This is a genomic window from Chryseobacterium sp. SG20098, from assembly GCF_031844745.1.
GTDB classification, from domain to species: domain Bacteria; phylum Bacteroidota; class Bacteroidia; order Flavobacteriales; family Weeksellaceae; genus Chryseobacterium; species Chryseobacterium cucumeris.
This window is the reverse complement of sequence record NZ_CP134622.1, coordinates 4,815,947-4,841,516: the sequence shown is the minus strand read 5'-3', so window position 1 is coordinate 4,841,516 and position 25,570 is coordinate 4,815,947. Positions and strand designations below refer to the sequence as shown.

Genomic DNA, 25,570 nt, shown 5'->3' with positions numbered 1-25,570 from the left:
AAATTAAGCTTACTGATTTCAAAACCTTCAAAGTTACAGTTAAATTAAACTTTATGAAAAATATATTCCTGTTTATTGCTTTAACACTCGGTTTCACCTGCTCTTCCCAACATAAAAACAAAGGTATTGTAAAACTCCGACAGCCATCAGCTGAAACTAAAAGAAGCTCATTCGAAACCTACATCAATAATGAATATTATTTCATAAAAACCTTTGATGTCAACAAGGATGGCATCTCTGACAAAATTGTAAGTAACAAACCTTATCAAGGAGAAAATTTATTTATCTTTTTGGGGGATAAGCAAGGTAAATATATATTAGTACTGGAAACAAGAAACTTCTCTGAGGATGGAGGTAATGTTATCAATGATATCCTTCCAATATCCGGAAATAAAGGGTTCACTATAATAACATCCTTCCCTGACCGCGGATATTATGAAAAAGAATATCATATTATCCTGGATAATAACACCTGGCTTCTTAAAAATATTATCTATAAAACAATGTCAGATATTTCACAGGATGCAGTAAAATATATTTGCGATGTTCCCCAAAATATTGATATCCAGAAATCCGGATGGACTGATAAAATAATACCCATTCCTGAAGAAAATGTAAGAGCGAAAAAATGTAGAGTAGAGAAAAGTCAAAACAAAACAGCCTTTTACATTCAGGATAGCGATGGTTTTACCAACCTAAGAAAGGAGAAAAACTCTTCTTCCCAAATCCTGCAAAAAATCAACACAGGTAAACAAGTTGAAGTTTTAGATCAAAACGGAGATTGGTGGTTAGTGATTTCTAAAAAAGGTAAAAAGGGATATGTTCATAAAAGCAGGATAAAATCTGAATAAATAACTTAATCAAATGATGAAACCCTTTTTAACTTTATTACCTCTTATATCTTTCTTTTTAAGCTGTAAAGAGAATAATGTGAGGGCTATGGATACCAATGAAACACAATATGAAACACCATATTTTGATGATGATCATATTAAAGATAAAGCTATAATTAAGGCAAAACAAAATACGGAACTATTTAGTTTTATACTATCAATCGACTTATCATCATTGAACAAAACGGTTGAAATCCCTATATTAAACAATAGTATTCTATATAACAATACCGAAGCTGATTATTATTTAAGTGATCCAATTATTAATAACAAAGTCATTACCATTCGAGTAGATTATGCCGATCAAATTACAGAATCAAATATTTCCGGAGAGAGAAAGAATCTGAGTGAAAAAATAAAATTTAGGTTTGATCCTAAAAACAAAAAAATACAAGTTATTGAGTATGATCTAAGTTATACAAAAGCTCAAAAGAATTATTCAAAATCATTTAATTTTAATACAGGTAAGTTTTATTCTACGTTATCCTTTGATGGCAAAAAAGAAGAATCATCAGGTTGGGCTTCAGAACTTCAAAACATATATATAGAGAATTTGAACAGTGATTTTTTCAATAAACTTTCATTATATGGAAATGAAATTGAATAAAAACTTATAAATAAAACACAATGACAAAAACCTTTTCAATTCTATTATTAATTATATTTCTCTCATGTTCAAAGAAGCCAGAAGAGAAAACAGTAAAAAAAGAAACTGAAACAAAAAATATTGACAGCAATACAACTGACAATCAAAGTATTAAAAATACAGAATTTACAACTAGCAATAATGATTGGGAAGGCTCTTATAAAATTTCAACCAAAGCCATCAGTCAATTTGATAATAATGAAACAAATATTCTTTATTCAATAACGGTCGAATCGAACCAAAAAGCAATTTTAAGTATTGGAGCAAAAAATGTGGAAGATTATTGGTGTGAAGGAGAATATCGTTTAATTAAGGAGGATAATATTTTACATGCAAAAGGAAAATGTGATCAAGATGATATCGATGACTTTTACTTAAAAATTGAGAATAAAAAATATTTTATAAAAAGTAAGAGATTTATAAATAAAGATTGGCAGGAATTAGAAAAAGAATAATAAAACTAAATGATGAAACCCTTTTTGATTCTATTTTCACTTCTATTATTTTCTTGTTCAGGTAATCAGGAAGTGAAAATAGTAGAAAAAGAAAATGAGATAATTGAAAGTTATTTTACCTATCAAAAATTCAAAAATACTAAGGAAAATTTTGATAAAATAAATATGGATTTACTTGGAGTTAGACATGATAAACTTCAAGATGGATATAATAATATTTTAATTTTCAATGAAGCTACCAATTACCAAATATCAAAAGAAGGAAAGTATATTAAAATAGGCAATGATATTCTACCTGATTTAGATAATGTTAGAGCAAACATAAATAATAATCAAAAATATCCTTATTTTGAGGAATTATTAACTCTGAATAAAATTATTTATCAGAATGATTTAACATCGATTTTAAGTGTAGCAACTAAAAATCCTGATCTTGCAACTGATTTAGTAGTCTTATTTAATTATGAAAAAAATGAAGCCCTTTTTAACTCTGCGGTTAAAAATATTGAAAACTGGGATGATATTGAACAAAGTTCCAGGCTATCATTTGTATTTTATAATAACAATACGAATTCATTTAAAATTAGAGAAAAACTATTAGAAAGTTTAAAATCCAAAGATTCTTTTCTGTATGCATTAACAACTTATCTTGCTGATAATAAAGATAATATTGTAAAAACAAATGGTATTGAGCATTCTTCAATAGAAAAGGCTATTGCTTATCTTTTACAACTTGGCTTTACAGGTAAGGAAAATATTGATATCCAATCTGATAAATCATACTTATTATTAAATAATGTCTATATTTCTCACCCAGAACTAAAGAAATCTTTTCAAAAAAATAATTATTATGGTTATACTTCCCTTGAAAAATACTCAAAAGATTATAGTCTTCTTCAGGAAGATAATCAAGAAAAAAAATATTCAACAATAGTAGATCCAGATGGTTTTACTAATCTAAGAAAAGATAAAAATACAACAGCACAAATTCTTCAAAAGATTAAAACCGGAGAACAAGTTGAAGTTTTAGACCAAAACGGAGATTGGTGGTTAGTGGTTTCTAAAGAAGGTAAAAAAGGATATGTTCACAAAAGCAGGATAAAATCTGAATAAATAACTTAATTAAATGAAGAAACCCCTTTTAATGCTATTTATACTTATACTTGTTGCATGTTCAGACAAGCCAAGAGAAACATCAACATCTGAAGTTTCAAGCAAGTCAGATAACACTAAAAAACTACTTCAATTAACTAAAATCAATTGTGACGAAGAAAGTACAAAATCAACAAATTATACATTAAACTGTAAAAACTTCACTGTCTCAAATACCCTTATTGAAGGAAGTAATCAAAACAGATATGAACTTATAACTTTTGTTTTTAATGACATAGAGAAGGCTATAATTAGGAAAATCAATAATGAAGATCTGGAAACCTCTTCTCCTATTGTATATTTTTCAAATACCTCTAAAAACTATATCATCTTGTTTCCTATAAATGGTGAAAACCATTTTGGGTGGAAATTATATCTGTATAAAAATAAAGTTTTATACCCGTTGGGACAAAGGGTATTGTATTGGAAACCAGATTATGAAGAATCTAATATTAATTATTCTGATATATTAAAAATCTATGAAACAGGAGATAGTATTCTTGTTGAAATACCAAGTAAGTACATTATTAAAAATGATAATGATTACCAAAATTATCCTAATTATTTAGATGGAAAATATTATGAGAAAGAAGAGGAATCCTACTTTGAATTTTCAATATCAAAAATAGAATATTACAAAAAGTATAAAAATGGACTTTTTGAAGGAGATTATAATAAAATGATTAATAATAAAATAATTGATCTTATAAAATAAATCCGTTATATCATCTAAATATAGCTAGCAAATGATGAAACCCGTTTTAACTTTATTATTTATTATATTTTTCCTTTGCTCCTGTAGAGGTCAAAAAAAGAGAGATAATGATATAAACTTTCTGGATGTAAAATTCCAAGCAACTGGTTTTTTCATTCCAGACATCTCCAATCCTTACCCAACATACACCTATTCAGATAAAAAAATAGGTGTTTTCAGCGTAGACTTTATTGGAAAAACAGATGAAACTCAATATTTTTGGAATCCTAATAATTCGAGAGGTTATTTTTCAAAATCCGCGAACCTTGAAAATGATGCCCAAAATTCAAAAGCGATAAAAAATCTTATTAAAGAAAATGATTATTATGTACTTGCCTCGTATTTACCTGTTAAATTCATCACTTATACAGGAGGGGAAGATGGAGAATTTGAACCAAAACAAAATGCAAAAACAACATTTTATTTATATGAAAAGAATAAATGGGAACAAATAGGAGAAATAGAAACTGTGAAAATTCCAGAAGATATTTTAACATTTGAAACTGACCTTGTCAAAAAATTTCAAAACTCAATTAATAAAAAATAAGTAGTTGGCCTACTCCTACCTTCAAAAAACAATTCATCCCAGCTCCAGATAATTTAGAAAAGAAAATTTCGTCTCATTAAAAAAAATATTTATACCTTTGCTCTGTGATTTTTAACAACGGAACATATTATTATAGAATTTTTACCTCAGCTCTGGGATAGGGATTCTTATGAATATAATTTAAAACCTCGTCCTAGGGACGAGGTTTTTTTATTTTAAAAAATAGAAAAAGATGAAAATAAGTATTATTGGAGTGGGATTAATCGGAGGTTCGATGGCTTTGAAATTAAGAGAGAAAAACCTGGCCAGCTTCATCTACGGAATCGATAACAATACACAGCATATCAGTGACGCATTGCAACTTAAAATCATTGATGCGGGAGTAGATCTTGAACATGGAATTAAAAATTCGGATCTGATTATTCTTGCTATTCCTGTAGATGCTGCACGAAAACTATTGCCTTCTGTTCTGGATCTTGTGTCTGACCAGCAGACGGTAATGGATGCAGGTTCCACCAAAGCAGGCATTGTACATGCGGTAAAAAACCATCCGAAACGGTCAAGATTTGTGGCGTTCCACCCGATGTGGGGAACGGAAAACAACGGTCCAAAATCCGCTATTGCTGAAAGTTTCTCGGGAAAAGCTGGTGTCATCTGCAACAAAGAAGAATCGGCAGACGATGCTCTGGCTACCGTTGAAAAAGTAGTCAATGCTCTCGATATGCACATGATTTATATGAATGCAGAAGATCATGATGTTCATACCGCTTATATTTCCCATATCTCCCATATTACATCTTACGCCCTTGCCAACACCGTATTGGAAAAAGAACGTGAAGAAGAAACGATTTTCCAGCTTGCCAGTTCCGGTTTTTCAAGTACCGTTCGTCTTGCCAAGTCGCATCCGGAAATGTGGGTTCCTATCTTTAAGCAAAACAAAGAAAATGTACTGGACGTTCTGAACGAACATATCACTCAGCTCAGAAAATTCAAATCCGCTCTGGAAAAAGAAAACTATGAATATCTGGAAGAGTTGATTTCCAACGCCAACAGAATCAGAGGAATTTTAAGATAAAGATCCTTATACGATACTAAAAGCCCGACGGTTTTTACTTTTATTTTATTAAGAAACCCTTAGTCATAGTGGCTAAGGGTTTTATATTTTGAAATAAAATAATTTCTATTAACATTCCGGAACGTTGACTGCAATGGCCAGTCCGCCTTCCGAAGTTTCTTTAAAACGGTCACTCATCGACTGAGCGGTTTCCCACATGGTCAGAATCACTTCATCCAATGTTACTTTTGCTTTGTTGGGATCACTTTCCAGTGCAATATTGGCTGCTGTAATGGCTTTCATCGCGCCCATCGTATTCCTTTCAATACATGGAATCTGTACCAGTCCCTTAATTGGATCGCAGGTTAATCCAAGGTGATGTTCCATCGCAATTTCTGCCGCCATCAATACCTGTCCTACACTTCCTCCTAAGATTTCTGTAAGTCCGGCTGCTGCCATTGCAGAAGATACTCCGATTTCCGCCTGACATCCTCCCATTGCTGCAGAAATAGTTGCATTTTTCTTGAATAAGGTCCCGATTTCTCCCGCTACAAGCAAGAATCTTATAATATCCTCCTCACTCGTAAATGGGGTAAATGCCTGAGAATACATCAATACCGCCGGAATAACTCCACTTGCGCCATTGGTAGGTGCGGTAATAATTCTTCCGAAGCTTGCATTCTCTTCATTCACAGCCAGTGCAAAGCAGGCAATCCATTTGTTGATATTTGTAAAGTTCTCTTCAGCGTCTACTACCTGCTGGAACCATTCGTCTTTGTTTTTATAGATTTTATCTCCGAGCAGCTTTCTGTTGATTCCTGCGGCTCTTCTGGAAACATTCAGTCCGCCAGGAAGAACTCCTTCCTTATTGACACCTTTGTAGATACATTCTTTGATCTGCTGCCAGATATAAAGTGCTTCCTGCCTCGTTTCCTCCTGGGTTCTCCAGCTTTCTTCATTCATGAAAATCAAATCTGACATTTTATCAAATCCCAGCTTTTCACAGTATTTTGCAATATCTGAAGCTTTATGACAAGGATACAGCGTACGTACACACTGCTTCTGAATAGAGTTTTTTTCCTGGCTGGCAATGAAACCGCCTCCTACAGAATAAAAATCCTGCACAAGTTCAGTTCCGTCTTCAAAAACAGCTCTGAAGATCATTCCGTTCGGATGAAAATCAAGGCTCTTTTTCATGTTTAAAATCAAATGATGTCCGTAGATGAACGGAATTACCTTTTCACCACCAAGGTTAATGGTTTGAGTACTCTTGATGTAATCTATCTTTTCATCAATTTTTGAAGTATTGATCGTTTTAAAATCCTCTCCATTCAACCCAAGCATTCCCGCAATATCAGTTCCGTGCCCGATTCCCGTTTTTGCGAGTGAGCCAAAGAATTCAAGAAAAACCTCTTTAACTTCTTCTATTGATCTTTCTCTTTTTATAATCCTGATAAATGCTGCTGCTGCGTTCCAGGGTCCCATCGTGTGTGAACTTGATGGGCCTATTCCTACTTTAATAATTTCAAAAACCGATATTGATTCCATAAATGATTCGTCATTTTCCTCAGAAACAAAGATACATGATAAATCCTGAAATATACCTTCAAATTTTTAATGATATCAACATATCATCACAATATAAAAGCTATTGCAGGCATTCTTCATGCTGCGAAAGATCAAGCCCTTTATTTTCAGACTCTTCAGAAACTCTTAATGTGATCATGGAATCTGTAAGTTTATATAAAATTAATGAACCTAAAAAAGTAAAAACAGAAACCAAAACAAGGGCTGCCATATGATGAAGAAAAACATCAATTCCACCATGAAGCAGACTTGCTTTTTCACCATGAGCAAAAATGGCGGTAAGAATCATTCCCATAATCCCTCCTACTCCATGGCAGGCAAAAACATCAAGCGTATCATCTACTTTCTTTAAAACCTTCCAGTTCACCATCAGATTGGAAACGATTGCTGTGATAAATCCTATAAAAAGACTCTCCTGAATGTTTACAAAACCACATCCGGGAGTAATGGCCACCAAACCTACCACTGCTCCTATGCACGCTCCCAAAGCAGAAACACTTCTCCCATTGATTCTGTCAAAAAAGATCCAGGTCATCATCGCCGAAGCAGATGCTATGGTAGTTGTTCCAAAAGCGGTAGCCGCAGACGCAGAAGCACTCAAAGCAGATCCGGCATTAAATCCGAACCATCCGAACCACAGCATTCCTGTTCCCAGAAGCACATACGGAATATTGGACGGCTCATGATGAGGATTCTTCCGGTTTCCTACCACCAAAGCTCCGGCAAGCGCAGCAAAACCGGCACTCATATGCACAACAGTTCCTCCTGCAAAGTCTTTTACCCCGAAATATTTGTTTAAAAGACCATCAGGATGCCACACCATATGACAAAGCGGCGTATAAATAAATATACTGAAAAGAACAATGAACAATAAATAAGATATAAAACGAACCCTTTCTGCAAAAGATCCGGTAATAATTGCCGGAGTAATAACGGCAAATTTCATCTGAAACAAGGCAAAAAGAATGAAAGGAATCGTGGGAGCCATCAGTTTATGAGGTAGATTTCCTACCCCGCTAAAAAAGGGATAACTGAGCGGATTTCCAATGATACCGTAATGCTTTCCGGCTATTGTAATCCCGATAGATTCACCGAAAGATAAAGAAAAGCCTACGACTACCCACACCATGGAGATAACGCCTAAGGCAATAAAACTCTGCAGCATGGTAGAAATTACATTTTTTCTCCCGACCATTCCTCCGTAAAAAAAGGAAAGCCCTGGTGTCATGAGCAAAACAAGTCCTGCCGCGGCCAGAATCCAGGCAACATCAGCGCCGACAATTTTATCTTCACTTAAGAATTCCCTTGTATCAGGAATATCGGCAGCCGGATTCCAGAATAAACCACCAATGGCAACGATTGCGATAACAGAGAATGAAATGATCCATTTTAATCCTACTTTCATAAAATTTATATTTAACCCTATCAAATTTAAATATAAATTCCATAAAAACTACATTTTTAAATCAAACACCCCTAAAAAAATATTCAATCTGGAACTCTTTCAATTTTTTCAGAAAAAATCTCTGACAGTATTTTGGAAACTTCTTTGGATTTAGTGGCCGGAAAAAGATGTGTTCCTCCTTTTACCACATAATTCGGATTTGAATAGCGGATGGGAAAAACAATGTCTTTATCACCTAATATCTGAATGACATTGGGATTCTCTTCAAATTTCCATTCGGAAACTTTTTCTACGGACCATTTGAGGTAATAAGGATCTCTTACTTTAAAATATTGAAGAAGTTTAGGATTTTTAGGGTCAAAAAGCTTTCGGACAACAGCATATACATTGGCCGCTTTGTCATTGAATAAACCTACCGGAAGTATTCTTGGGATTTTGGTAAGCTCACCTGTCTTTATGAATCTGGATTTTTCCTTATCGGATTTTATACTTCCAAGGATCACCACCTTTTCTGCAGGTTTCAATTGATTAATCTCCTGAACAATGATTCCTCCGAAAGAATACCCCAACAGGCAGAATGGTTCTGAATCATCCACTTTCTCTGCCATTCTTTTGACATAAGCATCGAAAGGCTCATTTTTTTCGGGAATAAGCCAGTCTATAAAAATCAATTCACAGTGTTTGGGAAACTCTATTCTTTCAAGGACTTTAAAGTCTGCTCCCAGACCGCTTACGATATAAATTTTCATACCACTAATTTATAAAAAATAAGGAAATAAAGGATGAGCCTCCTGATTTAACAGCATTAAAAAAGAGCAATTCTCACGAACTGCTCTTCTGTATTAATAGAATATATTTTACTTTTTCTTTTTCGGTACTCTATTCTCATTATCCAGCATTTCTGTGGAAACTTTAAACTGAATATCCATTTCGTTCTTAATGAAATAATCTTTCAATGAAGACTGATAGAATACTTTAAAGTCTCTTCTATTCAGGGAGAACTTAGCAGATTCAATAGATGTTGTAAACTGAGTAACGTAAACATTCGCAGGGAAAGAGATTGTTTTTCTCACCCCTTTAAGAGTAAGGTCACCGTATACTGTAGAATTGTATTCACTGTTTGCTAAAGGAATAATTTTAGTCAAATGGAATTTCGCAATAGGGAATTTTTTCACTTCAAAGAAGTTTGAGCTCTTCAGATCGTTGGTAAGCTTGATCTGATCCTCATCAGAAACATCTCCCGCCATCATACTTCTCATATCAATAATAAACTCTCCATCCACCAGGACCGTATGGTCAAAGTTAAATTTTCCACTTTTCAGCTTTACTGTTCCTGAATGGGAAGTTTCTTCGGTTTTTACCACCTTATACCCCCACCATCTGATCTCTGATGAAGTCACTTTTGAAACTTTATCAAATTTCTTCTGGGCAGAAACAAATGACATGCTTGCGCACACCATAGCAAACAATAGTAATCTTTTCATTCTTTTTTATTTACAATTCAACAAAAATAAAAAAAAGTGTAGAACTTCTACACTTTTAATAATCTTTTTTTGATTAATTTATTGAGCAGTTACCTTTACAAGCATATCAATATCATCTTTCACAAAAACATCCTGCATCGTAGACTTGTAAGCTACGTCAAATTTTTGTCTGTCGAAAGAGAATTTGTTGGATACTAAACTTACTACTCCTTTGCTGTAAGAAATCTTAGCAGGGAAAGAGATTGGGCTTGTTTTTCCTTTTACAGTAAGGTTTCCTGTTACAAGAGAATTGTAAACTTTATCATTGTTTTTCTTTACTCCTGTAATTTTGAAGCTTGCTGTAGGATATTTTTCAACTTCAAAAAAGTCCCCGTTCTTAAGATGCCCGTTTAATTTCTGCTGATATTCTCCTGTAAGATCAGTAGAAGTAATAGAAGTCATATCCAATACGAAGCTTCCGCCTACCAATTGGTTTCCTTTCATTACCATATCTCCTGACTTCACTTTTACAGTACCGTCGTGAGAACTGGCCTCAGATTTTGCTACTTTGTATCCCCACCAGTGTACATCAGATGCTACTACTTTTTTTGACTGTCCGAAAGCTAAACCACCAGCTAAAACTGCTAATAAAAATATTTTTTTCATTGAATAGAGTTATTTACTTATTAATGATGCAAATGTAAGTATCTTATTCAATAGATTTCATTGATGTATATCAATAAAATTTATTATTTTCATGAATAATATCATTCCATAAAAAAACTCCGAATTTTTTCGGAGTTTTATTTTATAGCTGATAGTAAGCGGTGTAAAGTGCTATACCATTTAATGCTGTGTGATTTTGCTTGACCAGATAGATGGGAATATTTTTAAGCATTTCCTCCATTTTATCACTGATCTTGAATTTCTCATAGAATTTCGCCTTATCAATATATTCTGCGATCATCTGTGGAATATCTCCGGCAATCAGTAATCCTCCGGTAGCTTTTAATTTTAATGTTAAGTTATTGGCCTCTCTTGCCAGGAACTCAAGGAAAGTATCTAAAGCAATTTTGCAGATCAAAACATTTTCCTCTACAGCAGCTTTATAAAGTTCTTCCACAAAATTCCCCTGCGCAAGACGTTCTCCTAACCATTCCGGTTCCGGGTGTCTTTTCACATCTCTCAGGAATCTGTAAATATTGAATAGTCCTGACTTGGATAATACATTTTCCCAGCTTACAATACCATAGATATTATTTAAGAACTGGTAAAATTCAACTTCTACGTTGGTTCTTGGTGAAAATTCTGAGTGCCCTCCCTCTGTTGCGAAAGGTCTCAGGTATTTTCCGTCAAAGAAATAGCCGGCTTCTCCTAATCCGTTTCCGGGAGCAAGAACCGCCACATTTCCTTTTTCAAGATGTCCGCTGGTATAAATGGCTTCAAGATGGTTATCTTCAAGAAGAGCCATTCCATAGGCAGAAGCTTCCAGGTCATTCAGCATTTCTACTTTTTCAAACCCGAAATCGCGTGTATACTCGGCAATATCTAAATGCCAACCTAATCTTGCCGGACTGCTTTTCCCGTCCAATACAGGACCTGGCACAGCCATTCCCAGACGTTTTACATTTTCAAGCTGATTATCCTGAATAAACTTCTTTAAAATATCTGAAAAGGAAGCATATTCTTTGGTTGCATATGTATTTTCTACTTTTATCTCAAGACCTCCGTTCCCGGAAACAAAATAGCCTAAGATTGTTATATCTTCACGGAGACTTGCTCCAATGATAGAAACACTATCATTATTACTGTTCTCTACTCCTGGTAAATAAAGTGGAAATTTTGGATTCAGAATCATAACCTCAAATTTTACCAAATATAATAATTGTTTTTGTAAATCCTGCACAGAACAAAAAAACCTTTCCACTTTCGTGAAAAGGTTTTGGTTAATAATTGTTTATATATTAAATCTAACTACTTTCCTAATGGAATATTGTAACCGAATCCTACTCCGATATTCCCCACATTATAGTCCTGACCTGGCAAATCTCCCTTGGTTCCTACAAAAACCTTTTGGTATTGTACGAAGAAATTCCAGTCTCTGTTGTGGTATCCGATCTCCGGCTTAAGGTAGAAACCTCCGCTAGCTCTTTCAACATTGGTGTTTGACGCCACTGCTTTATCACCAACAAGGAATCCGTATCCTAAGTCAGTTCCGAAATAGAAACCGGTTTGTTTTGGATAAATTCTGATTAAAGCTGCTACAGGAACTACTCCTACATCATTGTTTTTATATCCGTTGTTCTCTTTTCCAAAATAGTGAGTATATCCTGATGCAATACCTAATCCAAACCCTGGGGTAATCAGATTCTGGTACGCTACATCCACTCCTACTGCAGCGGAAAGATTATCTGCGGGAACTGCTAAACCAACATTTGCACCTACCTTGATCATATTGTTCATTTGAGCACTTTGGGCGCTTGCGATACCCGCTGTTAAAATACCAGCCAGTACTATTGCTTGTTTAAACATTTTCATAACTCTAATTTTTAAATTTTACTAAACAAGAGGATGTAAAAATCATGCCAAGCAAGGGTTTTTATTGTATTTTAACATTCAAAAAAAACATAAAACAATGACTATCAATATATTAATTTTAACAAAATTTAAATAATTGTTTAACAAAATTTATCAAAAAATGATAGTTAAAAAGTGAATTAAAGGATGGAAGAAAGGAAGCCGGATACTGGAAGAAATATAATTCATAAAATCAACTCTATTTCTACGATCTAAAACTTCCTGCCTATTGCCTCCTACTACCAGCTTCCAGTCTAATACAACAATATTAACAATGCTTAACCCGTTGTTATTTTAACCTTTTTGTTCAAAATACATCAAAAAATAAATTCTCCATGATGGCTGATTCATTATTAAAAAACAAGCATCTTCTTTGGCGGGCAGGTTTTGGTGTTAGCATTAATCAAATTGATGGTTTGAAAAATAAAAACATTAAAACGCTGATGAATGAATTATTTAAAGAAGAAAACTTCAGCGAAATCACTTATGACACTCCTGATCCTGTTTCTGTGGCAGACTATATGAACAGTACAGCTCCTGCAGAAAAGAAAAAAGAAATGCAGCGGATCAACAGGGAACAAAATAACGAACTGAACCTGAATTTTCTAAACTCCATCGTTAACAGTAAGGAACAGATGAGGGAAAAAATGGCGTTTTTCTGGCATGGGCATTTTGCATCAAGAGTACAAAATCCAAGGTTCAACAAACAGCTTTTAAATACGATAAGAAAAAATGCACTGGGCAATTTCAAAGATCTGCTTTTTGAAGTAAGCCAGTCGCCTGCCATGTTGAATTTTCTGAATAATCAACAGAATAAAAAAGACCATCCTAATGAGAATTTTGCCCGTGAAGTGATGGAACTGTTTACCATGGGGAGAGGAAATTACACTGAAAAAGATGTAAGAGAAGGTGCCAGAGCTTTTACAGGATGGAGTTATGATAAAGAAGGGAATTTTAAAGAAAGAAAAAATCTCCATGATGAAGGCAGCAAAACTTTTTTAGGAAAAACAGGCAACTTTGACGGAAATGATGTGCTCAATATTATTCTGGAACAGAAAACTACAGCACAATTTATTACGACAAAGATTTATAAATTCTTCGTCAATGAAAAACCGGACCAGGAGATTGTTAATCAACTCAGCGCCAATTTCTACCATTCAGGATATGACATCAAAAAGCTGATGACTGAGATATTTTCAAGCACATGGTTTTATGATCAGAAGAATATCGGAAACAGGATAAAATCACCTATAGAACTGATGGCAGGAATCATGCGAATCCTTCCAATGCATATTCAGAACCCTGAAAACCTCATCGTTTATCAGAAATTATTGGGACAAATGCTCCTTTATCCACCCAATGTAGCGGGATGGCCAAATGGAAAATCATGGATTGACAGCTCTACTTTAATGCTCAGGCTTCAGGTTCCGCAGATCTGGTCCGGACTCCGCCCTTTGGAATACAGCCCACGGCAGGATGATGATATTGATATGGGAATGAAATCCCGTGAAACAGCATTAAATAAAAGCTTTAAAAACCCGAATATCACCATCGACTGGGATCGTATTGAAAAGCTTTTCGCCTATAAAAACTGTGAAGATTATCTTCTGCAGAATACCCAAAGCCTCGATATGAACTCTGTAAGTAATTTTTCAGACAAGAGTATAAAAATGACTGTCATCAACCTGATGTCTACTCCGGAATATCAGTTATGTTAGGTAGGAGGTTTTAAGTTGCAGGCAGCAGGTAATAGCTGTCGCAGTAGAACTTGGCTCCTCCCTGATTTAGTTTTCACTGCTATAAAAATAAAATGCGGTCCAGCCCTATAATTTACAACCTGCAACCTGTCATCTGCCACCTGCCATCTTAACCCCTAAAAACAAAATTATGCTAATCAAAAGAAGAGAATTCCTCAAAATAAGCTCACTGGCAACTGCTTCTATGCTGATGCCTAATTTCTTAAAAGCGATGACGCTGGATGAAGCGCTGAATCCTGGTCAGAACATTCTGGTAGTCCTTCAGTTTACGGGAGGAAATGATGGTTTGAATACCATTATTCCGGCCAAAAACGATATTTATTTCAGGGAAAGGAAGACATTGGCTATTCAGGACTCTATACCGCTTACAGATGAGGCTGGAATTAATCCGTCACTCTCCTATTTTAAAGAACTTTTTGATAACGGAGAGCTGTCTGTGATGAATAACGTAGGATATCCCAACCCGGATAAATCCCATTTCCGAAGCATGGATATCTGGCAGTCGGCAAGCAGAAGTGATCAGTTTCTGGAAACAGGCTGGCTGGGACGTTTTCTGGACGAAGAATGTTATCGCTGTGAGCATCCTACCCAGGCACTGGAAGTAGATGATATGCTAAGCCTTGCTTTAAAAGGGGAAAATAATAAAGCTTTTGCCTTTAAAGATCCCAAAAGACTGTATCAAACCAGTCAGGAAAAGTATTTTAAATCTCTCTACGACCATCATCATGATGATGAAACGGTGTCTTATCTCTATCAGACTTTAGGCTCTACCATCAACAATGCTGATTATATTTTTGAAAAAAGCAAAGCTAAAAAAACAGAGCAGGTTTACCCCAATTCCCAGTTAGGGAAAGATTTTAAAACGGTTGCTTCTTTGATAAAATCAGACATCAATACTCAGGTGTACTATCTTTCTGTAGGAAGTTTTGATACGCATGTCAATCAGAATGACAGACAGAAAAAGTTATTTGATGATATCAACGAGTCGGTAAAATCATTTGTTGCAGATATGAAAAGCAACGGACTCTTTAAAAATATACTGCTCATGACATTCTCAGAGTTTGGCCGTCGTGTGGCACAGAATGCCAGCAACGGAACCGATCACGGAACTGCCAATCAAATGTTCTTTATCAGCGGAAACCTTAAGAAAAAAGGACTGTTAAATACACTTCCTGATCTGCAGAATCTGAATGATGGCGATCTTATTTATAAAGAGGATTTCAGAAAAGTATATGCAACAATTCTGAAAAACTGGCTTAAAGCGGACTCTTCCAAAGTATTGGGATGGAAAGACGGGATCTATGACTTTGTGTAAGGAAACCGAGATTCCTACGGAATGACACAATTGGAATGGTGATGTATCCACACAATTTGTCATTCCATAGAAACTCAGCCTTTGCTATAAGGAGTACAAAAACAATCCTGTCCAATACACCAACTGAAGACGTAAAAATTCCCATCCTCCGGAGGGGTGGCGAAAATTCAAAGAATTTTTGACGGGGTGGTCTTCAGCACTCATTAAAAAGATCCATTAACAACAAAAAAAGAGACTGTACCTTGTTATGACAGTCTCTTTTCAATAATTTCAAATTTAAACTACTTTTACGTTTAAGCCGTAATCTGCTTTTTTTCGTTCTCTTTCTCTTCTTGTTTTTTATCTATCTTCTCAGATATTTTTTTTACGATATACTCTATCGCCAGCGGTGCTATAATTGCAATTAATGCTTTAAATATTCTTGATTTCATAATTAATTTGGTATTGTTAAGTTAATACTACAATTTCCAAGCCAAGATAAATTATGAAAATAAATTAACTTCAACAAAGCCTTGTAAATGGAACCTTTAAACTAATTTAGTTTTCCTCAGGAACAATCAGATTCTGATAATTTTTACTGCCTGCCCTGAACTTTTCCTCCATTTTCAACCGTAGTTTTTTGGGCTTATGTACAATCAGAGATTCTCCGAACCCAAGCAAGAGTCTTTCCAGCTCAAAATTGATCTGCACACATATTTTAAACAGCGTGCCGTCACGGTCTTCCTTTAGGATCTCCTGACTTTTATGCAGTGGTTTTGTTTTCACATAGGGAGCATTTCCCGAATCTACCCAAAAGACCACATTTCTGGGGTCCATTGACTCTGCAACAGTTACTCCTACAATATCTTTAAAATATTCATCTCCATCCAGATCCTTGTCAATATAGAGAAGACTATCATCTGTTTCGATACTTTCCATTCTGTCCAGTGCCAGATTGTACATTTTTTGTTTGTAAAGACAGATCAAAAACCAACGGTTGTTGAACTCTTTCAACAGCTGCGGATGTACTGTAAAGATATTGGATTCCCTTGCCGTAAAACTTTTGTAAAGGATCTTCAACACTTTTTTATTAGCAATACTTTCGTACAGAATATCAATATGTTCCAATCCTTTCAACTGTTCATTTTTATCCAGATGGATAATGGATTTCTGGCTGGTGGCATGAATAGAATCTTCAAGTTTCTGAATAACCCCATTCATCTCCTTGAACATGGAAAAATCCTTGAACTGTTTTAAAATCTGAACCGCATTATTCATCGCCTTCAGATCACTTTCATTCACAGAAATATTATGAATACTGTATTCCGGATCACTGTAACGATAGTATTTTCTTTCGTAAACTTCAATAGGGGCTTCATATCCGAATTTTTCACTCCGCATATTCTGAAGATCAAGCTGAACAGTCCTTTTACTTACATAAGATTCTTTTCCCTCAAATTCAAACAATGCTTCTGAACATTCGTCAATAAGATCCTCCAGCGTATACTTTCTGTATTTGTTTTTAAGACATTTATCTAATGTTTTATACCGGATCAGAGCATTTTTATTGGATGACATACCTTAGTGTTTAATGATTGGTGTTTTTTTAATAGCAATCTGCTTTTATTTCTGCTCTTTTCCTGAAAATTATTTCTCTCTCAAAGCATTTTCGTCAAAAGTAATCCCTTCCCAGCCGAATTTCATAAAGTTTCGGATATTTTGGTGGTCAGTTCCTTCAGGATTTTTCAAAACATCTTCTCTGTAGAACTCACCAAAAAGCCAGAGGGTTTGTTCTTTCGTCAGATCCTGAATACTTGCAAAGCTGAAAACCTTGCACGAACCATTGTTCTGTCCGGCCTGATTGGTTGTATCTCCGTTTTGAAAGGCAGTAGGAGTAAATTCATAATGTTCATCAATATGAGCGATCACATCATTAAACTGAATCGTTTCCGGGAAATGTTTTAATTGTTCTAATAATACCATGAGCCTTGTTTTTTTAATTTTATACTATTTTTACGAGTCTGCCACTGGGCTTTTTCGTCTTTTTAATTAATTTTTGTAAAAATAATTAAAATTTCTTTATCTACGCAAAACTATTGCGCAATAATGATATTACTTTGCATCATCAAAATGAAACAAAATGGAATTTAATGGAAATCATTTAATCGAATTAGGATATAGACCGGCAAAATGGTTTAAAGATGCCATTACCTATATCAACGAGAATAAGTTGGATGAACATCAGATCGCAGAATATCTGATACAGTTCAAACAGCCAGATCTTATTCCGCTTCATGAAACAGCTAAAGATTTTATAATCAATATACGTGCAGAGCACGAAAGTGAGAATGATAATGTGGAAAAAGTAATCAAAACCATGAAAGTTCTGATGAAAACTCCCACTCTGATTGGCGGAGCTTTAATGCCGGACGCCTGCCCTACAGGTCCTGAAGGTCAGATTCCCGTTGGAGGTGTGGTCGTGGCAAAAAATGCTATTCACCCGGGATTCCATAGTGCGGATATCTGTTGTTCTGTGATGCTGACGGATTTTGGAAAAACAAATCCTAAAGAGGTTTTGGATGCAGCACATTCTGTCACTCATTTCGGATACGGAGGAAGAGCAAGAGGAGAACAGATGCCGATGTCTCAGGAACTGATGGATGCTTTCAGAGAAAATGAATTCTTACAGGATGAAAAACTGATCAGCATTGCCCGTTCTCATATGGGAACTCAGGGAGACGGAAACCACTTCCTTTTTGTCGGAATTTCTAAAAATACTGGAAATACCATGATGGTAACCCATCACGGATCAAGAGCTCCGGGTGCTGCTTTATATGATAAAGGAATGAAGGTTGCCAACCGTTTCAGACAGGAAATCTCTCCTGAAACTTTAAGAGAAAATGCATGGATTCCTTATGATACAGATGAAGGTAAATCGTATTGGAAAGCACTTCAATTAATAAGACAATGGACAAAAGAAAACCATACTTCCCTTCATGATGCCGTGCTGAATAAGCTGGAAACGGAGAAGGAAAACAGATATTGGAACGAACATAACTTCGTTTTCAAAGATGGAGACCTGTTCTATCACGCGAAAGGAGCTACTCCGCTGGATGATAAATTCATGCCTGATATCACCGGACCTAGACTGATTCCGTTGAATATGGCCGAACCGGTATTGATTGTTCAGGGAAAAACGAATGAAAGAAACTTAGGTTTTGCACCGCACGGAGCAGGAAGAAATTTCAGCAGAAGCCAGCATAAAAAATCTTTAGCTCATAAAACGACCGAGGAAATCTTCAATGAGGAAACAGCAGGATTGGATATCCGTTTCTACTCTAATGAGATTGATATTTCTGAACTTCCAAGCGCTTATAAAAGTGCGAAGAATGTAAGAGCACAGATAGAAGAATACGGACTTTGTGAAGTTCTGGATGAAGTGATGCCTTACGGATGTATTATGGCCGGAGATGTTCAGAAGAATGCTCCATGGAAGAAAAAAAAGAAATTCAGAAAAGCATAATTTTAATAGTATGTTCAAACCTAACGGGTTTTAGAAACCCGTTAGGTTGAATAAAAACAATAAACCAAATTTCAAAGCACTAAAAAATTCAAGGCAAAGAAAGTTCCTATATTTCCAGATTTACTTTCCGCCTTTTTACAAATTACAAGGCAAACGGAGTTCCTATATTTTTTGGAAAAATACTCCCCGCTTTTTATAAACTATAGGTAAAAGGAGTTCCTATACCCTTCACTTTTAATGAATCTACTCCTCACTTATTTTTTAAACTTAAAACAATGAAAACACTACAATTATTCAATGCTGTACTGGCCAGAAAATCTGATGAAAAGCCATTTATTTCTAATGATGGTTTCATCATTGAACCGGATGCTCTATGGGCAAAAAATGAGATCATTTCTTATTATGCAAAGGAAAAGCTGAATGGTAATGATTTGAATAAAACCTTTCATAAATCCTGGGAGAAAATAAAGAACACTTCCAGAATTGATTTATTTTTTGAACAGATCACTCATTATATTTCAACCTATGGAAGCGATTTTCAAAGTGAAATCTATATTCCCAATGAAATTTTGAATGTTCCTGATATGAAGCTGGTTTTTAAAGTAGTCAAAGCCTACTCTGTAGAAGAAATGCAGGAAAAATGTCTTGCTCTTTTAAGATCAGGAATTGCTTTAAAAGAAGAAACCATTGATGATTTGCTTTCTATTTTACATACGGAGCTGGAATATGATTTTACCGGAAAAGAAAACATCAGAAATAAAGAAGCGGTTATAAAAATTGCTGATCTATATGATATCTATCCTGAAAATCCCGTTGAGTTTTTCCGTTATGTTATTTATAAAACGACGAACACTACGCTTTTAATCAAAAATGATGATTTGATTAATTTAATCAAGCAGAGTAATTTTAATCCAACATATTTGTTTGAAAGTTTTGGATTGGAAAAAATGGCGGAAATTTTCAACAGATTCAAGCCGTTATTTCTGGCTTATAAAAACAGAGCGCCCAAAGCGATCAACAAAATATCAAAGTTATCTAAGGTTCATCATAAACCATTGATTTCAAACCCATTGAATGACGCTACAAATACTCTATTGGAAAACAGCGATTGGCACTGGCTGGAAAATGCGACACCGTTTGCATTATTCAAAGCATTATCAGCATGTTACTCCAGAATGTATGGTCAGGATACCTTTGTCTACAGAATCCGAAACGGAAAATCATGGACTAAAAAAGGTAAGGAAACTTACGTGAATCAGTTCAATTATGATTTCATTCTGGACTTTTTAAAACTGAAGTATGAAAACCTATCCGGAAAGAAATTCTATTTCCCTGAGAATATAGAATTCGCATTGCCAACTTCTGAAAAGATGTTTGTTGGAAATATTCCTACCGGAACCCGTTTTTATGCGGATAGACTGGCTGTAGGTATTTATTGGGAAGATCAGTGGGGTGCCAATGACCTTGATCTTTCCGGATTGAACATCGCAGGAAAAATTGGTTGGAATGCCGCTTATAATCATGGTAACGGACAGTTGATGTACTCCGGAGATATGACTTCTGCTCCTAATGGCGCTGTTGAATATCTTTATGCCAATAAAGGCCTTTGTGAACCAACCCTTGTTATGAACAACGTTTTCAGCGGAGATGCGAACTGCGGATATAAAATTGTGATCGGAAAAGGGGATGATATTTCTTACGATTATATGATGAATCCTAATCACCTCTTTGCTGAAGCCAGATGTAATTCTGTTCAGAAGCAAATGATTCTGGGAATGCTTGTAGCGAAGAATGAAAAGCAATGTTTCGTACTGTTGAATTTCGGAGCCGGACATTCGCATGTTTCAGGAAATAGCCAGATTTCTGCAATGGCAACAAATGCATTATACCAGCAATGGTATGAAGCGATGTCTTTCAATGAGCTTATCAAAGAGCTTGGCGGTGAGATTACCACAGAAAAAGCGGAAGCTGATTTTGATTTCTCACTGGAAAACCTGGAAAAAGATAGTTTTATCAGAATTTTTAAATAAATTCTATGGCGTCATCTGATGGTATCGGGTGGCGTTTTTTCGTGGCGGTTTGGTTAGGTAAACGTTGAGAACCACCCCGTCAAAAATTCTTTGAATTTTCGCCACCCCTCCGAGGGAGGGGAATTTTCACGTCTTCAGTTGGGAGAATAGTCGGGATTGTACTATTTCTGTGTATGTTTTTTACAGGAATTCGGCCTACAAACTAATCTTTAACAAACGGACTAAAGTCCGTTCCTATTGAATACAAGCCTTTATGGTAATTATACATTCACCTTTTTCACAGAAAAAACTCCTTCATTCACATGAATGATCACTTTCCTTCCATAATCAATCTGAATAGTAAACATATTCTCCAATGGGAACTGAAGTACCGCCTGAAGGATCAGACGAATAACTCCGGCATGCGTAACTATAAGTGCTTTTTTCAGATCTTTTCTCTGAATAAATTCATTCCAGAAGCTGAGAACGCGGGTTTGCATTTCGAGAAGATTTTCACCACCCGAGGCTTTTACACTGACAAAATCTTTGTACCACGGATTGATTTCTTCTTCTGGAATATCCGTCCATTTTTTTAATTCCCAGTTCCCGAAATTCATTTCGCGAAGTCTTTCATCTGTTTGGTATTCAAATTTAAAATAATCAGCCAAAATACGGCATCGCTCAGAAGGACTTGAAACAATTACATCATAATGACTGTCAATATCCAACAATTTAAAATCTTCGATACACTCTTTCCGTAAAGGCATTTCAGCAAAACCATAACACAGGTTTTCAGGATTGTCCACAGCAGTATGACGGATCAAATGAATTTCCATACGATGATTGTTCCTAAATAAAATAAAACTTCACAAACCTGCTGTACCGATCCCAGACAATCACCTGTATACCCTCCGATATGTTTTTTAAAATACCAGCCCATATATATTTTTCCTAAATAAGCGAGCGCAAAAGCAAAAATCAAACGCCAGTCCGGAAACAGGGCAAAAGTGGCTAAAACACTGATGAAACTTACCAGCAAAGCCATTCCATCCAATGGTTTATTGGCCAGAGGCTTTGACTTACTGACATCGATATCCGTAACATACTGGTGAGTATAGATCATCGTTCCTGCAATAAAACGGCTTACCGTATGCCCTAAAATAACAATGAGTAAAACGCCCACCGGATTACTCATTCCTAAGGCCTGAATACTATAAAATTTTAAAGCAAAAAGCAAAATGATCCCTATTGTACCATATGCTCCTACCCGGCTGTCTTTCATAATCGTCAGGATTTTTTCCTTTCCATATCCGCCTCCGAAACTGTCGCACATGTCTGTGAAGCCATCTTCATGAAAAGCTCCGGTCAGCAAAACATTGGAAATCATCATTAAAACAATCCCGATTTCAAGATTAAAAAGCAGTGTAGAAAGATAAAGAACCAAAGCGTTGATGAGCCCTACAATCAAGCCTACCCAGGCAAAATATTTCTGAGATTTATTCATAATCTCGCTGGAGTACGGAATGGTAAACGGAACCGGAATTCTCGTGAAAAACATGAGTGCCGTTGCAAAGTAAATCAGTTCATTTTTTATAGCTTTCATTTAGTTTTTATTTGATACATCTGCATCTTCGAAACTTGACATTTCATTCAGAAAATTAACGGCACTTTGAATAATCGGATAAGCCAATGCACAGCCTGTTCCTTCACCAAGGCGCAGATTCAGATTGAGAATGGCCTGTTCTCTCATTAATCCCAACAGCTGAGGATGGGCATTTTCATTGCTTACATGGCAGAAGATACAGTTGTTCAATACTTCAGGATTCTTTTTCCAGACCGTGGCTACCGCAACTGTTGCGATAAAACCATCTACCATAATCAGAATATTGTGGTGATAAGCTTCTTCTATGGCTCCAATCATCTGGGCAATTTCCAATCCGCCAAAGGTCTGGGCAATCTCATCCTCAGTCATTTCAGCCGGGTATTTTTCAACAGCTTCTTTTAAAATACTGATCTTATTGTCAAGCTGATGATCATTCAGTCCCGTTCCACGTCCGATACAATGGATAATAGGAATATCAAAGAGCTTGCTCATCATCAAAGAAGAGGCGGAAGTATTCCCGATTCCCATTTCTCCAAAGCCAATGATATTGCAGCCTTTTTTAGCAATATCATTCACCACAGACTTTCCATTTTTAAGTGCCTGCTGATATTCTTCGAAAGTCATGGCAGGTTCTTCCAGAATATTACGGCTGGATTTTCTTACTTTTTTATCAATGAGATTCAGCCCTTCCGGGAAATCAAAATTCACTCCTGCATCTACAATTTTAATGTTGATACCATTCTGTCTGCAAAAAACATTAATGGCAGCACCTCCGCCAAGGAAGTTCATCACCATCTGATAGGTGACCTCCTGTGGATAAGCACTTACGCCTGCAGCAGCAATCCCATGATCGGCCGCAAAAACTACCATATGAGGGTTGAGCAACTGCGGAGAAGTGGTTTTCTGAACCATTCCGATTTTGTGGGCAATATGTTCAAGATGCCCTAATGCGCCTAACGGTTTTGTTTTAAAATCAATTTTATGCTGTAATTCTGATGATAACATGGATGTTTATAGTTACGTTAAATGGAAAAGTGCAATATTAGTAAAATTCAATGAGTCTTTTTCTTTTGTCTTGACACAAAAGAAACAAAAGGTCAAGACCTTGAAAATTGAGCTAAAATAAAATGTGTTCTCTAAAAATTCTAAACTCGTGCGAATTCATTATTACTTTTTTGTATCAATATATTCGTCGCACTCAGACAGGAGAATTTTCTTAACGTTCACACAATTTATTTTTTTAACGCCCAATTTTCAAAAGTCAGAAAAATTTTAGCCTGCAATATTCACTTACTCACAAACCGAACCCCGCAACTCTCAAACTCTCAAACTCTCACACACTCAAACCCTAAACTCCATCCCCACGAAACCCGCACCTCGAAACTTAAAAAAGCTACGCGAGTACATTGCGCACTTCCCCCTTTACTTTGCGCCATCAATCAATACCAATGACACCGAAAATACTTGAAAAAATAAAAGAAATAGAAGCAACACGGGGCGTAGAAGTCCTTCTTGCTGTAGAATCAGGGAGCAGAGCCTGGGGTTTTGCGTCTCCTGACAGTGATTATGATATACGTTTTATATACCGTCACGACAAAGATTGGTATCTTTCTCCCTGGGATAAGGATGAAACGATAGAATTTATGACAGAAGATGATCTGGATGGTTCCGGCTGGGATCTGCGAAAGACGTTTCATCTCTTACTGAAGTCGAATGCGGCTTTACTGAGCTGGTTCTATTCTCCTATCGTATATAAAGCGGATGAAAGGTTTGTAGAACTCTTTAAACCTTTGGCAGATGCCTGCTTTTCTCCGGTTGCAGTTTCTTACCATTATCTGAGTATGAGCAAGAAATATCTGGAAGCCTGCAGATATGATGAAGTAAAATTAAAAAGTTATTTTTATGGCTTACGAACCACATTAACAGGAAAATGGATCATAGAAAAAGGAACGGTTCCTCCTGTACTGTTCAGTGACCTGCTTGTTTTAACAGATGATGATACCAGATGGAAAATAGAAGATCTTGTCATCTTAAAAGCAACCAAAGGAGAATCTTACTACCATCCGAATGATTGGGAACTGTTTGATTTTCTGGAGAAAACAATCGCTGAAAATGAAGAGAAATCGAAAAGTTTATCAGGAGGAAAGGCGGATAAAGGGGAGATGGAGAGGGTTTTTAGGGAGATATTACAATTATAATAACTTATGAAACAACTATCTGAAAGAGCTCTTAGTTTTTTAAAAAGAAAAAAACGAAAAGAGGAGTTTTATATTGATAAAAAGGAGATAGAAAATTACTTATCCTTGTATTCCATCAAAAATTACTCTGAGATCCTTAGGTTTCAAGAAATGTATTCTGGTCTTATCATAAATGATAATATCATACACATTTTCAATCCTGCTAATGTAAAAGAACATAAGACAATCAAGACTTTTCTATGTGAAGAGCAAGTTCTGTTCCCTATTTGCAATGGACTTTGTATTTCGGAAGATGGAAGAATTGCCATAAAAGATAATATCAGCAATGATTATATCTTTTATTTTGAATTTTTTGAAACTTTTATAGAGCAACAAGCTTTTTTTGAGGAGTATCAAGATTACAAACACCTTCCAGCCATAGGATATTATACTAAGAATATCAGTTTAATTTCAAAAGGTCTTGCAGATTATGATTTCATTACTGAATGTTCGGACCGTTATCATTCTCTTTGGAAAAATATTTCGAATCTTGTCCACGCCAGATTATACCCTGGAGGTTACACGATCATTTTTGATAGTATTTCAGAAAAAGAACGTAGTTTTTTAATTAAAAAGCTAGAATCAAACAAATTAATCTAAAAAACTGTAATTAG

26 protein-coding genes are annotated in these 25,570 nt (G+C 35.5%); 13 read left to right on the top strand and 13 right to left on the bottom strand.

The genetic code is table 11. From position 1 onward, the window contains the following. The first annotated feature begins 53 nt into the window (after positions 1 to 53). From RHP76_RS22175 to RHP76_RS22145, 7 genes are all read left to right on the top strand, one after another. The gene (locus RHP76_RS22175) at positions 54 to 851 is read left to right on the top strand and encodes an SH3 domain-containing protein (RefSeq protein ID WP_311229092.1); all 798 of its coding nucleotides are present in this window, start codon (positions 54 to 56) and stop codon (positions 849 to 851) included. 13 nt (positions 852 to 864) lie between these two features. Next, positions 865 to 1,500 carry a hypothetical protein gene (locus RHP76_RS22170; protein ID WP_280212540.1) on the top strand — a complete coding sequence of 212 codons (636 nt, stop codon included), beginning with the start codon at positions 865 to 867 and terminating at the stop codon, positions 1,498 to 1,500. A gap of 20 nt (positions 1,501 to 1,520) precedes the next feature. Further along, positions 1,521 to 1,994, top strand: a complete 474-nt coding sequence (locus RHP76_RS22165; protein WP_311229091.1) for a hypothetical protein — start codon at positions 1,521 to 1,523, stop codon at positions 1,992 to 1,994. Positions 1,995 to 2,003: 9 nt separating this feature from the next. Next, positions 2,004 to 3,107 carry an SH3 domain-containing protein gene (locus RHP76_RS22160; RefSeq protein ID WP_311229090.1) on the top strand — a complete coding sequence of 368 codons (1,104 nt, stop codon included), beginning with the start codon at positions 2,004 to 2,006 and terminating at the stop codon, positions 3,105 to 3,107. A 13-nt stretch (positions 3,108 to 3,120) separates the two neighbouring features. Next, the gene (locus RHP76_RS22155; RefSeq protein ID WP_311229089.1) at positions 3,121 to 3,861 is read left to right on the top strand and encodes a hypothetical protein; all 741 of its coding nucleotides are present in this window, start codon (positions 3,121 to 3,123) and stop codon (positions 3,859 to 3,861) included. A gap of 31 nt (positions 3,862 to 3,892) precedes the next feature. Then, positions 3,893 to 4,447, top strand: a complete 555-nt coding sequence (locus tag RHP76_RS22150) for a hypothetical protein (RefSeq protein WP_311229088.1) — start codon at positions 3,893 to 3,895, stop codon at positions 4,445 to 4,447. A 232-nt stretch (positions 4,448 to 4,679) separates the two neighbouring features. Beyond that, the gene (locus RHP76_RS22145) at positions 4,680 to 5,522 is read left to right on the top strand and encodes a prephenate dehydrogenase (protein ID WP_062671297.1); all 843 of its coding nucleotides are present in this window, start codon (positions 4,680 to 4,682) and stop codon (positions 5,520 to 5,522) included. Between the two features lie 108 nt (positions 5,523 to 5,630). On the opposite strand, the gene RHP76_RS22140 is transcribed toward RHP76_RS22145, so the two are convergent. The 7 genes from RHP76_RS22140 to RHP76_RS22110 all read right to left on the bottom strand — a co-directional run bounded on the left by RHP76_RS22140 (position 5,631) and on the right by RHP76_RS22110 (position 12,494). Further along, positions 5,631 to 7,049 carry an L-serine ammonia-lyase gene (locus tag RHP76_RS22140; RefSeq protein ID WP_288442145.1) on the bottom strand — a complete coding sequence of 473 codons (1,419 nt, stop codon included), beginning with the start codon at positions 7,047 to 7,049 and terminating at the stop codon, positions 5,631 to 5,633. Between the two features lie 100 nt (positions 7,050 to 7,149). Beyond that, a complete protein-coding gene (locus tag RHP76_RS22135) occupies positions 7,150 to 8,493 on the bottom strand; it encodes an ammonium transporter (RefSeq protein ID WP_311229087.1) in 1,344 nt (447 codons plus the stop codon). A gap of 83 nt (positions 8,494 to 8,576) precedes the next feature. Continuing rightward, positions 8,577 to 9,242 carry an alpha/beta hydrolase gene (locus RHP76_RS22130; RefSeq protein ID WP_288442141.1) on the bottom strand — a complete coding sequence of 222 codons (666 nt, stop codon included), beginning with the start codon at positions 9,240 to 9,242 and terminating at the stop codon, positions 8,577 to 8,579. A gap of 108 nt (positions 9,243 to 9,350) precedes the next feature. Then, the gene (locus RHP76_RS22125) at positions 9,351 to 9,977 is read right to left on the bottom strand and encodes a YceI family protein (RefSeq protein ID WP_062671303.1); all 627 of its coding nucleotides are present in this window, start codon (positions 9,975 to 9,977) and stop codon (positions 9,351 to 9,353) included. A 78-nt stretch (positions 9,978 to 10,055) separates the two neighbouring features. After that, positions 10,056 to 10,622 carry a YceI family protein gene (locus RHP76_RS22120; protein ID WP_062671305.1) on the bottom strand — a complete coding sequence of 189 codons (567 nt, stop codon included), beginning with the start codon at positions 10,620 to 10,622 and terminating at the stop codon, positions 10,056 to 10,058. Positions 10,623 to 10,764: 142 nt separating this feature from the next. Further along, complete coding sequence (locus tag RHP76_RS22115) at positions 10,765 to 11,814, bottom strand: glucokinase (protein WP_311229086.1); 1,050 nt, start codon at positions 11,812 to 11,814, stop codon at positions 10,765 to 10,767. A 116-nt stretch (positions 11,815 to 11,930) separates the two neighbouring features. Further along, positions 11,931 to 12,494 carry a hypothetical protein gene (locus RHP76_RS22110; RefSeq protein WP_089693799.1) on the bottom strand — a complete coding sequence of 188 codons (564 nt, stop codon included), beginning with the start codon at positions 12,492 to 12,494 and terminating at the stop codon, positions 11,931 to 11,933. A gap of 374 nt (positions 12,495 to 12,868) precedes the next feature. Here RHP76_RS22110 and RHP76_RS22105 point away from each other — a divergent pair, with 374 nt between their 5' ends. Beyond that, positions 12,869 to 14,251: a DUF1800 domain-containing protein gene (locus RHP76_RS22105; protein ID WP_311229085.1), complete on the top strand. Its 1,383-nt coding sequence runs from the start codon at positions 12,869 to 12,871 to the stop codon at positions 14,249 to 14,251. 169 nt (positions 14,252 to 14,420) lie between these two features. After that, the gene (locus RHP76_RS22100; RefSeq protein ID WP_311229084.1) at positions 14,421 to 15,605 is read left to right on the top strand and encodes a DUF1501 domain-containing protein; all 1,185 of its coding nucleotides are present in this window, start codon (positions 14,421 to 14,423) and stop codon (positions 15,603 to 15,605) included. A gap of 293 nt (positions 15,606 to 15,898) precedes the next feature. Here the strand turns inward: RHP76_RS22100 and RHP76_RS22095 are convergent, their stop codons facing one another. The 3 genes from RHP76_RS22095 to RHP76_RS22085 form a co-directional block, all read right to left on the bottom strand. After that, a complete protein-coding gene (locus RHP76_RS22095) occupies positions 15,899 to 16,036 on the bottom strand; it encodes a hypothetical protein (RefSeq protein ID WP_167348772.1) in 138 nt (45 codons plus the stop codon). Positions 16,037 to 16,142: 106 nt separating this feature from the next. Beyond that, positions 16,143 to 17,162 (bottom strand): helix-turn-helix transcriptional regulator, encoded by a 1,020-nt coding sequence (locus RHP76_RS22090; protein ID WP_311229083.1) that lies wholly within the window; start codon positions 17,160 to 17,162, stop codon positions 16,143 to 16,145. 69 nt (positions 17,163 to 17,231) lie between these two features. Then, positions 17,232 to 17,567, bottom strand: a complete 336-nt coding sequence (locus RHP76_RS22085; RefSeq protein ID WP_120233102.1) for a HopJ type III effector protein — start codon at positions 17,565 to 17,567, stop codon at positions 17,232 to 17,234. Positions 17,568 to 18,306: 739 nt separating this feature from the next. Between RHP76_RS22085 and RHP76_RS23505 the strand changes: the two genes are divergently transcribed. Both RHP76_RS23505 and RHP76_RS22075 read left to right on the top strand, forming a co-directional pair. Next, on the top strand, positions 18,307 to 19,107 hold the full coding sequence (locus tag RHP76_RS23505) for an RtcB family protein (protein ID WP_394360852.1): 801 nt from the start codon (positions 18,307 to 18,309) through the stop codon (positions 19,105 to 19,107). Positions 19,108 to 19,382: 275 nt separating this feature from the next. Then, entirely contained in the window at positions 19,383 to 21,137 is a 1,755-nt protein-coding gene (locus tag RHP76_RS22075) for a hypothetical protein (protein WP_311229081.1), read from the top strand. A 260-nt stretch (positions 21,138 to 21,397) separates the two neighbouring features. Here RHP76_RS22075 and RHP76_RS22070 read toward each other — a convergent pair whose 3' ends face one another. From RHP76_RS22070 to cobT, 3 genes are read right to left on the bottom strand one after another with little or no spacing between them, the layout of a single operon-like run. Beyond that, on the bottom strand, positions 21,398 to 21,952 hold the full coding sequence (locus RHP76_RS22070) for a histidine phosphatase family protein (protein WP_311229080.1): 555 nt from the start codon (positions 21,950 to 21,952) through the stop codon (positions 21,398 to 21,400). After that, a complete protein-coding gene (locus RHP76_RS22065) occupies positions 21,937 to 22,719 on the bottom strand; it encodes an adenosylcobinamide-GDP ribazoletransferase (RefSeq protein WP_311229079.1) in 783 nt (260 codons plus the stop codon). Before RHP76_RS22065 ends, RHP76_RS22070 begins: the two co-directional genes overlap by 16 nt. Next, positions 22,720 to 23,724, bottom strand: a complete 1,005-nt coding sequence (cobT, locus tag RHP76_RS22060; RefSeq protein ID WP_120233097.1) for a nicotinate-nucleotide--dimethylbenzimidazole phosphoribosyltransferase — start codon at positions 23,722 to 23,724, stop codon at positions 22,720 to 22,722. A 443-nt stretch (positions 23,725 to 24,167) separates the two neighbouring features. Here cobT and RHP76_RS22055 point away from each other — a divergent pair, with 443 nt between their 5' ends. Then, complete coding sequence (locus RHP76_RS22055) at positions 24,168 to 24,917, top strand: nucleotidyltransferase domain-containing protein (RefSeq protein WP_311229078.1); 750 nt, start codon at positions 24,168 to 24,170, stop codon at positions 24,915 to 24,917. A gap of 6 nt (positions 24,918 to 24,923) precedes the next feature. Continuing rightward, the gene (locus RHP76_RS22050) at positions 24,924 to 25,556 is read left to right on the top strand and encodes a hypothetical protein (RefSeq protein ID WP_120233095.1); all 633 of its coding nucleotides are present in this window, start codon (positions 24,924 to 24,926) and stop codon (positions 25,554 to 25,556) included. Positions 25,557 to 25,570: the final 14 nt, after the last annotated feature.